Source organism: Variovorax sp. P4_D9 (assembly GCF_056401695.1).
In genome coordinates this window covers 1-11,387 of record NZ_JBFUIU010000259.1, presented here as the reverse complement: position 1 = coordinate 11,387, position 11,387 = coordinate 1, and the positions used below count along the sequence as shown (strand labels likewise).

The window sequence follows — 11,387 nt, the reverse complement described above, 5'->3', positions numbered from 1 at the left end:
GAACCCGTGCGCATGCGCTGGGCCGACGACAGCCCGCACTTGATCGTGAAGTTCATGGTCAGCGCGCTGGTGAGCCAGATGGAAAGCCTAGCGCAAGCACCGGTGCGCCAGGCCCTTGTATTCGACCTCGGCGTGCGACTGGCCGACCCCGCCTTGGCGCCTCTGCTGAACTTCGTCCACTACTTGCGCGCCACCTTCGATACGAGCGCCGCTCTGAGAGGCGGCCCCCTGGCGGAACACGCCGAGGCCTATCTGATGTCCAGCCTGTTGATGTCGGCGCCGCATAACCATTCGGCGGCGCTGCGCGACGGGGCGCGGCGCGCACTTCTGCCTCGCTCGGTGCGCCGCGCGCAAGAGTTCCTAAGTAGCTGCGCAGAACAGTCCCTGTCCCTGGCTGATCTGTGCCAGCACGTGGGCGTGAGTGCCCGGGCGCTCCAGCTTGCATTTCGTCATCACACGGGCCGGAGCCCAATGGAGTTCCTGCGCGACGTGCGCCTCGATCGAGTGCGCGATGAACTGCGCTGTGCTTCGCCAGAATTCGGCGTGCAGGTGGCGCGGGTGGCTGCGAAGTACGGCTTTCTCCACCTCGGGCACTTCGCCGCGCAATACCGAGAGCGCTTTGGCGAGTTGCCCTCGGAAACGCTGCGCGGCCAGCGTTGGCATTGAGTAGCCTTGTTGCAGACTCGCTGCCGGCAGTTCGTGATGCCCCGGCTGGAGTTGTTTCGCAGCGCCTATCCCGACATCGAGCTGATCCTGCAGGTGTCGATCCCGTTGCTCAACGTCACCGCCGAAAAGGCCGACCTCGAGGTGCGCTAGAGCACGGGTGGCTGTACCGATCTCGAGCACCAGTTGATTCTGGCCGAGGAGGTGACGCCAGCCTGCAGCCCCAGTGACCTCAACGAGTTCGGCCCCTTAACGGCTTCGAGAGCGAAGCCGAGATCATGCAGGCCCGCCTGATCCGCAGCCCGCTGGAGCCGTGGCGCCGAGCACAAGCCGATCCTGCTGTCGGTGGGCAACGCCACCTGCCACTGGTGCCATGTGATGGAGCGCGAGATCTTCGAGGACGCGGGCTGGCGCGCCAATTGGCCGATGGCTTCGTCGGATCAAGGTCGACCGCGAGGAGCTGCCTTACGTCGACCACGTCTACATGAGCGCGCTGCAGGCGCTCACCGGCCGCGGCGGCTGCCGGAAAGCGGTCGTCGACGACCGTCGGCTCTTGGCCGAATGCTGCCACAGCGCCGGCCCGAAGCGGGGGAGTAAAGTTTGAAGCGCGAGCGGCTAGCCACAAGGCTCTCAGACGAGCGCTGCGTAGTCATGCAGGTCCTTGCATCCATACCCTCGGCTAACGAGTGCGGCGCGTTGCTGAGAGGTGAACTCGGGCGAAAAMACGACTCTCTCCTGCGTCCAATTGCTCAGGTGTTTGTGCTCTCGTGCAGCCATAAATCCCGCGACATGCTGGTCGAAGACTGCGAGGGCCGCGTTGTCGTGCAAGCCGTCATCGGCGTGCGGGACCGATTCAACCAGGGATCACGGGAGTCTTCGTTGCGCATGCGGTTCAAATGTCCGCCATCGGTGGGCCGGATGCCGGCTACCACCCGAACGCAACGCCGCGGTTCCCGCAGGCCTGGGGCCTCAGCGTCGGCGATCGTGTGCGTACGGCCGGCAACATGGTCGGGGCCCGCGGTTCGCGCGCGTCGAGGAACTCTTCATGGGGGCCGTCCTGGCCCACGGCGAGCGTCAAGTTCGAGGACGAACGGCCGCCCCTGGCAAACGGCAATGGCGCGACCGCAGCAGCCCTACCGTGCCGCCTTGGTCGGCGTGAGCATGCTCGAGCGAGTGGCGCCAGCACACGAAGACGTGCAGCAGGAGGCCTACATCGACCTGGACGACGTCTGGCAGCGCACTGTCTCGGGCGAGGATGAGGCCCGGTTGATGGGTTCGCTGCTGTCGGTGGAGATGGATGAGCGTGAGGTGGAACGTCCGCGTATGAAGTAATCGGCATACGCTCATCGGGCTCGCCCGTGGCTGTCTCGCGCGGCGAGAACGCGACGATCGTCGCGCAACCGCGCCGGTTTGACGCGCAGTCTCTTGTCGATGCGCGCTCGCGAGCGCAGAATCCGCCCTCAGCAATGGCAATTGCGGCCGCAAGGCCTGTCGACGAAGGGCGCGAGCGCTGAGATGCAGAACTGCACCGGCGACTCGCCCGCCCGCTGAACCACAAACGCTCGGTGGTTCGGACCGAACTCCTCCCAAGGTCTGCCGTCTCCGCGCGCGCCTCCCAAAATTCTTCGTGAACCTAGCGCGAACCTCTGTCGCTTCCGTATTCTTTTCAGAAAGGGGTAGAGACCTCTCGGAAGCAATCAACAACACAGAAGAATTTTTCAGATGAAGAGTAACAAGATCGTCGCCGGCTTCGCCATGGCCCTCACGGTGCTCCTGGCCGGTTGCGGCAGCGGCCCATCCGAAGGGGAGATCGAAAAGATCTTCAAGGCCGAGGCGGAGCAGGCCGCCCAGCAGATGAAGTCGTTGGGCGCTGGCGCGATGGCGAAGTCGTTCGTCCCCACCCTGCATTCCGTCAAGAAGATTGGCTGCGAGAAGAATGGCGCTGGCGTCCTTTGCGATCTGGAGCTCGACGTGGAGCAGAACGGTACCCGCAACAAGGGCGAAGCGGCGCTTAGTCAAGGGCCGCGACGGCTGGGTCACGACGAAATGATCTAGCTAAGCTAGGCATTTTCGACGGTCGTCCGGGATTGCCCGGAGACCGTTGAAGGAAGCCCTTCTCTGATCCTTGCCACGCGCGCACATGGCCTCTACACCGACCTTCCTGTCCCGCCTCAAGCTGTCCGACCCCGACTTGGCGCTCCTTTGCGTGCCGGCCGCGTATGTCGACTGCACGAGCTCGATCACGGATCTCGATGAGGCAGATCACACCGGGAAGACGCCCCATCTGTTGAGCCTGGTCGTTACCGATCGCGTCAAGGCGGTCAACAAGGACAAGTCCGCGGCGAGCTGGGGCGGAAGGGTCATCACGTCCATGGTGGAACTGCAGGAGAAGCAGTACCCGTTCTGGAAAAACATCGGTCGCCTGCAGATCGAGGTCGCGGACGACACCGGGCGAATCGCCTATCTCGACTCGTTCGCCCCCTGGGGCTGGCGCTCGACCGAAGTGGGCTCGAAGGTCCATTTCCTCGGTACGGTGAAGCGGTTCGGCGACAACCTCTATGTCGAGCCGGGGGTCGAGCAGCCGCACAGCGGCGCGATCGGCGGCATCTGGGCGCGGTATCTGGGGGGCTGCAGGGACGCGTMACCGGCGAGGCGGTTACTGGTGCCGTGCACGCGGTGCTCGGCAAGGAAGCCGCCTATCTGAAGTGCGAACGTCACATCGTCTCTGCGATGCAGCTGGATGAAGCGGGCGTGCTCGCTTGTGTGCAGTACGACCTGGACGACTTGACCGATGGCGTTCCGACTTTCGCGACCCTGCGGGAACTGCTTGTGGCCCTGCACCGGCCTGTGTCGGTGGCGGCCGGTGAGCGGGCCTTGCAGCTCGCGCAGCGCATCGACGCCGCTTCGATTCGGACGGCAGCACGCACCCAGAGCAAGCGCCAGCCGCATCGGGACGCGCCGCTGATCGTTCCGGACCAGCAGGTGCTCGACCTGGCCGCCAAGCAGGCAGAGACCCTGACCGACGACCAGCGCGCGGCCATCCTGGGAATCGCGAGCGCTCTGCGGTCGCCAGTTCCGATGAATGGCCTCATTCCGGGAGACGTGGGAACCGGCAAGACGCTGACCTTCCTGCTGCCTGCGATCGTGGCGCATCAGAACGGCGCGAGCGTGGCCATCATGGCGCCGACCATCATCCTGGCGAATCAGATCGCCCAGCAGATCACACGGCGCTTTGCCGGCGAGATTCGCGGCGTCGAGCGCGTTGAGGCGGGCAAGAAGATCCGGAACAAGGATCACATCCTGGTCGGCACCAGCGGCCTGACGAGCGCTTGTGCAAAGGCGGGCATCGTCCCGAACGTCCTGGTTATGGACGAACAGCACAAGCTCTCGGTGCAGACGCGCGGAGCGTTGGTCGGCCCAGCCACCCACGTGCTCGAAGCGACGGCGACACCTATTCCCCGATCGCTCGCGACAGTGTTCTTCGATGGCATGCAGGTGTTCACGCTGCGCCAGGCGCCGGTGGAGCGCGCCATCACGAGCCATATCGTCGTCGTGAGCAGTCGCGCAGTCGTGACGCGAGCGATCCGCGAAACGATCGCCGCGGGTCGGCGGGTGCTGGTCGTGTATCCGCGCGTCGACAGCGTCGAGGTCACCAAGAAGGCCAAGGCCTCGAAGGAGGGCGCACAGCTCGACCTCGGTACCACCACGGAAGACACGACTCGCACGGCACAGGGCGTCGTCGTCGCGGCGGAGACGTTCGAGCAGGCTTTTCCCGGAAAGGTCGTGGCACTCCACGGGTTGCTTTCCGATGACGAGAAGGAGAGCGCGATCCAGCAGATCCACAACCTCGAGAAGCCGCTCGCGGTGGCGTCCGTGGTCGTGGAGACCGGCATCGACATTCCCGACATCGGCTTGGTCGTCATTCGGGATGCGGGTCGGCTGGGGCTGTCGCAGCTCCACCAGCTGCGTGGCCGTCTGGTGCGCAACGGCGGCGCCGCAGACTTCTTCATGATGGTCGAGTCGATCGAGGCGCTGGAAGATCCGGCCCTCGAGCGGCTGATGGCCTGCAAGCTGACCACCAACGGCTTCCGCCTGGCCGAAATCGACATGAAGCAGCGCGGCTTCGGCTCGTACGTCGATGACAGCCAGACCGGATCGTCTCAGGGCGTCTTCCGCCTCACCAAGATCGCGCCGGCAGACTTCCTGGGCATCGCGACCGCGACGGCGGCGGCCGGCGAACCGGGTGCTGCGGACATCGAGGACGCCAACGAGGCGGACGCGCTGATGCGCCGCGTGCGCAAGGAAGTCGAGAAGCTGCGTCAGGCCGTTGCGGCCGGTGAGCGCACGGTTACGCCTACCGCTCCTGCCGCGCCTGCCAAACTGCCCGCGCCTCCCGGCTCGTTCAAGCCCCGGCCGCCGGCCGCAGCACCAGATCCCCTGGCTGCTCCGGCGCGCCACACCGAAGCGGCGACGCCCGGCCAGCAGTTGGGCTTCGGCCTATTGCCGGCTCGGCCCGTCGTCCGGCCGCCGGCGAACTTGGCGCCAGCCGTCGGTCGCTTCCCTGCGCCGGTGTCTCGCGCGCCAGCCACCCCTCCACCACTGCCGCCCGGTGCGATCGAGCGTATGCAGGCCGGCTTCGACTTCTCATTGGCCGAGCCCCGCCCGGCACCCCAGGCAAAGCTGGATCCAGAGACTGTGCCGGGGTTCCCTCCTCGGCGGGCCTTCCCGCCACGCGGGTAGGCAATTCCCGTGTCCGCTCGGCTTCGAACGGATCACTTTCGACATCGACTCCATGCATAACCCCTTCTCCAGCTCCTGCCCGGTCGTGCGCCGCACCACTGAAACCTTCGTCGAGCGGCCAATGGTCGGCGGTGAGCGTCAGTACTTTCATTTCGATCGCGAGGTCCTCTGGCTGAAGGAGTCGGAGGCCGTGCTGCGATTCGTCCACGGCGGCGAGGAGCTCAAGCACGGCTCGACTCACACGGACTTCAACGGCTACCTCCCGGCGGCCGAGGGACTCGTTGACGAGGCCGAGCGGACGGCCAAGGCGTACAGCGTGACGGCGGATAGCTCCTTCGTGATCGAGTGTTCCCGCCCATTAATTTCGAGAACGCGTCAATGCATGCGAATAAAAGCCAATAGATACGAAAACAGCAACAGCGATTGCCTCAGATCCTGTATCGGCAGAAGAGACCTTGGCACTTTTTTGCCGCGAACGGCCGGTCTACCTTCAGAACTTGACCTTCGCCGACATCGTCGAGGGAATCCAAGTTCGGCGACAGCGGACGGATCGCGGGTGGCAACGGACGACCGGGATGAAATCTCGTGTGAACGGGCGCTTCCGCATGTCGCGAACCGGCGCTCCGGGCCACTCCGGACTTTCGACTTGCTCAGAAGCGGTCATTGAGAGCGGAGTGGCTACGCGTGTAGTGGGGCGGTCATGAGCAGGTCATGAGCGGCATTTCAGCGCGCGATTTCGCATTGATCACGGCCCGATGCCGCGCGTCCTGGCGAGCATTTCGCGATCGGCCGGCTGCGGGCGGGAAAACGCAGTCAACCGGCAATCTGTCAGTACTTGGTGTCCCGCTTTTCCTGGCGACCCCCCTGCTTCGTGTCGTGCTTGTCCTGCCGGCACTGGGCGTTGCTCTTCTGGTTTTCGGCCCGGCAGTCGACCTTGTCTGAGCGCGCGTCCTGTTTGGTAGCCTGGTTCGTGTCCCTGCCTTGTTGGCGCTGCTGCGACTGATCGGTGGCCAGGGCGGCCCCCGATAGCGTCAGGAGTCCGGCTGCGGCCAGCATTCCGCCTGTCCGAAGCCATTGTCCGCATCTTGATTCGACCATTTGCATTCTCCAATTTCGCACGGTTGAGACGGTGGTCAGCTGTCGCACCAAGCCGCCTTCTATGCGCTTGACAGCCACACCCAAGAAGCCTTCTCCGATAAAAGCGAGCTTCCATTGCCGAAAGTTGCATGATGGCACCAATCACCGCCGAAGAGAACGAAATCCAATCGGAGGCCGTCGTCAATAGGGTTGCAATTGTTCAATGAGTGGTCCACGATCGCCCGCGACTCGATCGAACTGTCATGAGAACTTCTATGGCGATTTCCACAGTGCTGACGCGGCTGCGTGGCGGCTAGGCATCCAGCACCCGGTACTGCTATTACCCATGGTGTGGTGGTCGGCGCCAAGCTCACGTGGGCAGTGAGTGCGGCCGGTGGGGGGATCCTGAGCTGCGGCGACGAAGACCGGCCCGTACTGGAAACGGGCCGGCGGACTGCTACGCCGAGCGGTACGATGCCCTCATGAGCGCAACCGAGACCATTCCGTTCGCCCACGCCCCTGAGGACTTCAAGGTCAAAGACGCCCGGGTACTGCGCGCCGTGCGTGTCGAGGGGACGGCGGTGTTCGGCAGGACCGCGAAGGCGCGCCAGAAGAAGTAGGCTTTCGTTGGGTGTGACGGCCCATTTGTTCCAGGTACAGGCACCATCAGGGTGACTGCCGGCCGCCCTGATGATTCACGGCCCGCTCAGGCTTCTGGCCTCGATCGCAATGTGATGGGTCGACGTGGCCATGGCCGAGGTGTTCGATGCAACCCAAAACTTGATGACGCTTCCGTCACCCAGGCAGCTGCGGCCGGGCTTGGCCGGGCCACTGCTCCAACAACGGATCGCCAATGCGGTTGTGCAGCGCATACCGAATCAGTTCGGCCGTGCTGRACACGTGCAACTTCTCCTGGATGCGAGTCTTGTGGGTGCTCACGGTCTTCRCGGAAAGGTGAAGCGCGCTYCCGATTTCTGTAAGCSGCTGGCCGGCAGCGACGCGCCGCAAGACGTCGAGCTCGCGATCCGTCAATAGCGCATGGCGCGGAGCCTCCGCTGATCCGTTGAGCTGCCGCACGACCGACTCGGCAAGGCTTTCGGTGACGTAGGCGCCGCCTGCCGCCACCTTGCGCACGGCGCCCACCARTTCCRTAGCCGCGATGTCCTTGGTGACATACCCATCGGCGCCCGCCTTGAATGCCCGCAACGCGTATTGCTCCTGCGAATGCATGCTCAGCACGAGAATGCGCACACCCGAGAACTCGGTCTTGATGCGTCGTATCAGTTCAAGCCCGGTCATCCCCGGCAGGGAAAGGTCGACCAGCGCCAGGTCGAACTCGCCGTTKCGCAGGAATTCGAGCGCCTGAAAACCCGTCTCCGCTTCGGCCAATGCCCAATTGCTGGCTATCGGATCGAGTACGCGCCTCAAGCCTTCCCGAACGATCGTGTGGTCGTCCACAAGAAGCATCCGAAGCTCCGGCTCAGTCTTGTCTGTGGGCGTCAAATTACCTACTCGGAGCTTGCGGTGGAACTTTTAGTTCGTTGCCGGCGACCGCATGTCACCGCGCTGGCGCTTACCGAGCCATATCTGGCTATCGCTCTTGACTGGGAGTGTGATCGTCAGCGGTTAAGTCGACGGTGTCTCACTCCAGTCCCGTGCATTTGAGTGATCGCGCCCTAGCCAGGCTGCTCGCCCGTGGCGCGGATATCCACGCGCCGGTTCGGCTCGAAGCAGGCAATGAGCGCAGTGCGGTTCTTGGCCTTGCCTTGTGCCTTGCACTCTGCTTCGGTGATCTTGAGCTCCGCCGGTCCGCGGCCTTCAGTCTGGATGATGTTGGCCGGCACACCTTGGCTTACCAGGTAGTCGCGCACGGAGTTGGCCCGTGCCACGGACAGGCGGTTGTTGAACTCGAGGCTGCCGATCGGGTCGGTGTGCCCGACGATGGAGATCGCGCGCAGCCGGATGCCCGAGGATTTGAGCTCCGCGAGCGTGTTGTCGATGCGGGTGCGGCCGGCAGGCGTCAAGTCCGACTTGGCGAACGCGAACGTGCCGTCGGCCTTGAGCTCAAAGTTGCGCGCTGCCGGCGGCGGCGGCGGCGGTGGGGGCGGTGGCATTGCCGCAGGCGGGGCCGCCGGCGGGGCCGCCTGCGCCACGCGCGGAGCAGGCCCGAAGGGGATCTGCAATCCCACCGAGAACAACCAGTCGTTCATTTGCCCCCGCCGGTTGTCAAGCCTGGCGACGTTGGCGTTGTCGACATAGCGGTAGCGTGCATCGGCCACCAGGCGGCCCCAGGAGGAAAACGGCCACACGATGCCGAGGCCCGCGTTGGCCATGAAGCTCGTGCTGCTGTCGCTGCCGATTAGCGTCTCCACCTTGTTGTCGATGGCGCCGATGCCGCCCACAAGATAGGGCTGCACGCTGTTCGACTGCCASCGGTTTATCCCCTGGCGGCCCAGGAAGAACCACTGCGCGTCGAGCGTGCCGCTCCAGTTCTTGTATTTGTTATTCCTGCTAAAGACGTCAAGGCTGGTGGCCTGGCCATCGAGCTCCTCGTACTGGCCGCGCAACTCGATGTTCCAGTTGGGGCTTATGGGCTTGCCAATGGACACTCCTCCACCCCAACCGTTGTCGGCGTTSCGGTCACCGTCCGGATGGACGTATACGCCGAAGGGCGTGATGTACCAGCGGTCGTCGAAGTACTGGCTCGCTGTGTAGGTGGTCTGCGCAAGGCAGGCACCGTACGGGAGGGCAAGCGCGCAGCAAGCTGCGAAGGTGCGTCGGTCGAACATGAAAATCTCCTCACTTCGTTAACGTTGTTGAGAGAGCCTCAGCCTGAGCCGTCGAGCCAGTCGATCACTCGAGCCAGTCGAGGCCGACAATAGATGTGGTCAGGTCCGCCGGTCTTTACATATGTAACCGAGTGTGTCGCTCTCCATAGTGAGCGTAATAACCTCCAGTTTCAATTGAACGTGACGGTTGGGTTAAAAAGTTGCGATTCAGCAACGAGTAGGGTCAGCAGCGAGGTTGTGCAGAGAAAACGCTCGCACAGCGGCGATACGCGGAGATAAGCGGAGGCTGGTGCACGCTGGATCATCGTCGCAAGTTAGAAGGTCATTCTTCATCGAGACAATAGTCACCAAGCGGCGTCTATCGGGCGACGCAAACGCAACCGCTGGTTCGGTTTTGCAGGGACAGGCTCCGTTCCCATGCTGCGGTCGCTGTTGCCCGAGGACTGGCGTCAAATCAAGATCCGCATTGATTGACAACCATCAATACGCGCATCCGCGAGGGACAGACAATTGCTGTCCGCTGGCTTTCTCCCCCCTAAACCGGCGCCAGGTGTGTCTCACTGCCTCTCTCCTATCGAGGGATCGACGACTTGAATGTCTGCAGGGGATCCGCGTAGGCGCACACCAATCCCGATTTGACCGGGATCAGAAGGGAACCCCCATGAAGACGAAGATCCACATCTTGATGGCCTCATTGGCTTTCGCGTCCGCCGCCCTCATGGGCTGCGCCACGACTGCTTCTGACCAATGGTTCGTGCTCGGCCAGCAGTAAATCAGGGCCGTCGATCCGAGCGTGGCGATCAAGAGCGAAGGGGGGCGATGGGACAAGGACGTCAAGCAGGTGAAGCTCTCTGCTGAGGGCGCCGATGTGCAGGTCACGAAGCTCGTCGTCAGCTGGGACAATCGAAGAGACGACACATTGATGGACGTCGGGGTTCTAAAGGCGGGAGGCCAATCGGCTCCGATGGACGCTCCGGGACGCAAGGGGCGCCTCACGTCGGTGACGGTCCAGTACAAGATCCTTGGTAATGCACCGACGGCTACCCTCAAGGTCTGGGGATTGGATTGAGGTGGAATCCCTCCGGACTCGTGACGTTCGGCAATTGACGCTGGCCGCGCGAAGGTGCCAATGTCCACGGCGCGAATATCCGCGATCGGAAACCAGGAATCGTCGATGTGACTTTGCAATGCGACATACGAAAAGAGCGCCGTACCTTTGGGTGTTCTTGGGCAAACCGAGCGGCGGTGACTTGTCTCTTCCCAAGGGGCCGCGGCGCTACAAGCGGCCGATCAGCGCATCCCTTTCCAAAGTAATCCGCGATCGCGATGCGGGCGACTCGATCCGGGAAGTCTTCGGTGGAATCCGTCATGGCCTCGCTCGACATCCCCTTCGAGGACCAGCTTCTTGCACTGGCAGCGCTGGAGCTTCTGAACGATCGAACGACGTACCGGTACACGGCGCTTTACACGGTCAATGATGGCGGCCCTGGCGGTGGAGGCCCCGGCGGTGGCGGACCAGGACGATAGTCCGTTGGCTTGATCCAGTTCCCTGGAGTCTCGAACTTTTCCGACAGTGACTACTGTGCCTCCAACGTACGAGTGCTGGGCAGCAGCATCAATATCGGGCGGTGATTCTGAACGGGGTGTTCAACCTCGCACAGCTCGAGGCGATCGTGGCATGGCAGTGTTGAGCGCACCGGAGTAAAGCTCATGAGGAGCGGCAATCGGGGACTTTTTTCCCGCTAGGCGGATCAAGCGAAGCGCGCACCGTGAATGTGCCCCGCAAAATCGCCGAATGGACGCTCCGACCTACCTTTCTGACGACGAGCTCTTCCGACGCTGCCAAGCGCTTCGGCAGCAAGCAACTCACGGCGACCAAGCCGCACTTGGCGAAGCCCTCGGCTTTGGAAGCGGAGGCCCAGCGCCGTTTTTCCTACGCCACAACCATCTCCGAACCACTGGCAGCATTGCCGATGGGCCGATGGGCCGATGGGCCGATGGCCCTGGTGGCGGTTCTGGTGAGGGGCCGGGGGACCTGGGCGTTCTCCATGTTGAACTGACAGCATGAGGGTACTTGCCTGTGGTGGACGCTACTACGACGACTGGGCGTTCATCGTG

At 63.4% G+C, this 11,387-nt stretch carries 15 protein-coding genes; 12 read left to right on the top strand and 3 right to left on the bottom strand.

Annotation, left to right across the window (positions count from 1 at the left end; translation table 11 throughout):
* From AC1DY5_RS25470 to AC1DY5_RS25435, 8 genes are all read left to right on the top strand, one after another.
* Positions 1-666: helix-turn-helix transcriptional regulator (locus AC1DY5_RS25470; RefSeq protein ID WP_478115887.1), on the top strand; the 666-nt coding region annotated here is incomplete at its 5' end.
* A 6-nt stretch (positions 667-672) separates the two neighbouring features.
* Positions 673-816 carry a hypothetical protein gene (locus AC1DY5_RS25465; RefSeq protein ID WP_478115886.1) on the top strand — a complete coding sequence of 48 codons (144 nt, stop codon included), beginning with the start codon at positions 673-675 and terminating at the stop codon, positions 814-816.
* A gap of 265 nt (positions 817-1,081) precedes the next feature.
* Positions 1,082-1,267, top strand: coding sequence for a DUF255 domain-containing protein (locus AC1DY5_RS25460; protein ID WP_478115889.1), 186 nt, complete (start codon positions 1,082-1,084; stop codon positions 1,265-1,267).
* A 509-nt stretch (positions 1,268-1,776) separates the two neighbouring features.
* A complete protein-coding gene (locus AC1DY5_RS25455) occupies positions 1,777-1,995 on the top strand; it encodes a hypothetical protein (RefSeq protein WP_478115884.1) in 219 nt (72 codons plus the stop codon).
* A 423-nt stretch (positions 1,996-2,418) separates the two neighbouring features.
* A complete protein-coding gene (locus AC1DY5_RS25450) occupies positions 2,419-2,718 on the top strand; it encodes a hypothetical protein (protein WP_478115883.1) in 300 nt (99 codons plus the stop codon).
* An 85-nt stretch (positions 2,719-2,803) separates the two neighbouring features.
* Complete coding sequence (locus AC1DY5_RS25445) at positions 2,804-3,367, top strand: hypothetical protein (protein WP_478115882.1); 564 nt, start codon at positions 2,804-2,806, stop codon at positions 3,365-3,367.
* Complete coding sequence (locus tag AC1DY5_RS25440; RefSeq protein WP_478115881.1) at positions 3,331-5,403, top strand: DEAD/DEAH box helicase; 2,073 nt, start codon at positions 3,331-3,333, stop codon at positions 5,401-5,403. Before AC1DY5_RS25445 ends, AC1DY5_RS25440 begins: the two co-directional genes overlap by 37 nt.
* Positions 5,404-5,455: 52 nt before the next feature.
* On the top strand, positions 5,456-6,070 hold the full coding sequence (locus AC1DY5_RS25435; protein WP_478115879.1) for a hypothetical protein: 615 nt from the start codon (positions 5,456-5,458) through the stop codon (positions 6,068-6,070).
* A 161-nt stretch (positions 6,071-6,231) separates the two neighbouring features.
* Here AC1DY5_RS25435 and AC1DY5_RS25430 read toward each other — a convergent pair whose 3' ends face one another.
* The gene (locus tag AC1DY5_RS25430) at positions 6,232-6,459 is read right to left on the bottom strand and encodes a hypothetical protein (protein ID WP_478115878.1); all 228 of its coding nucleotides are present in this window, start codon (positions 6,457-6,459) and stop codon (positions 6,232-6,234) included.
* Positions 6,460-6,962: 503 nt separating this feature from the next.
* On the opposite strand from AC1DY5_RS25430, the gene AC1DY5_RS25425 reads away from it, so the two are divergent.
* Positions 6,963-7,100 (top strand): hypothetical protein, encoded by a 138-nt coding sequence (locus AC1DY5_RS25425; RefSeq protein ID WP_478115876.1) that lies wholly within the window; start codon positions 6,963-6,965, stop codon positions 7,098-7,100.
* A gap of 175 nt (positions 7,101-7,275) precedes the next feature.
* Here AC1DY5_RS25425 and AC1DY5_RS25420 read toward each other — a convergent pair whose 3' ends face one another.
* Entirely contained in the window at positions 7,276-7,947 is a 672-nt protein-coding gene (locus AC1DY5_RS25420) for a response regulator (protein WP_478115875.1), read from the bottom strand.
* Between the two features lie 209 nt (positions 7,948-8,156).
* The gene (locus AC1DY5_RS25415; protein WP_478115873.1) at positions 8,157-9,269 is read right to left on the bottom strand and encodes an OmpA family protein; all 1,113 of its coding nucleotides are present in this window, start codon (positions 9,267-9,269) and stop codon (positions 8,157-8,159) included.
* Positions 9,270-10,062: 793 nt separating this feature from the next.
* Between AC1DY5_RS25415 and AC1DY5_RS25410 the strand changes: the two genes are divergently transcribed.
* The 3 genes from AC1DY5_RS25410 to AC1DY5_RS25400 all read left to right on the top strand — a co-directional run bounded on the left by AC1DY5_RS25410 (position 10,063) and on the right by AC1DY5_RS25400 (position 11,329).
* The gene (locus AC1DY5_RS25410; RefSeq protein WP_478115871.1) at positions 10,063-10,338 is read left to right on the top strand and encodes a hypothetical protein; all 276 of its coding nucleotides are present in this window, start codon (positions 10,063-10,065) and stop codon (positions 10,336-10,338) included.
* A 299-nt stretch (positions 10,339-10,637) separates the two neighbouring features.
* On the top strand, positions 10,638-10,796 hold the full coding sequence (locus tag AC1DY5_RS25405; protein WP_478115869.1) for a hypothetical protein: 159 nt from the start codon (positions 10,638-10,640) through the stop codon (positions 10,794-10,796).
* A 242-nt stretch (positions 10,797-11,038) separates the two neighbouring features.
* Complete coding sequence (locus AC1DY5_RS25400; protein ID WP_478115868.1) at positions 11,039-11,329, top strand: hypothetical protein; 291 nt, start codon at positions 11,039-11,041, stop codon at positions 11,327-11,329.
* Positions 11,330-11,387: the final 58 nt, after the last annotated feature.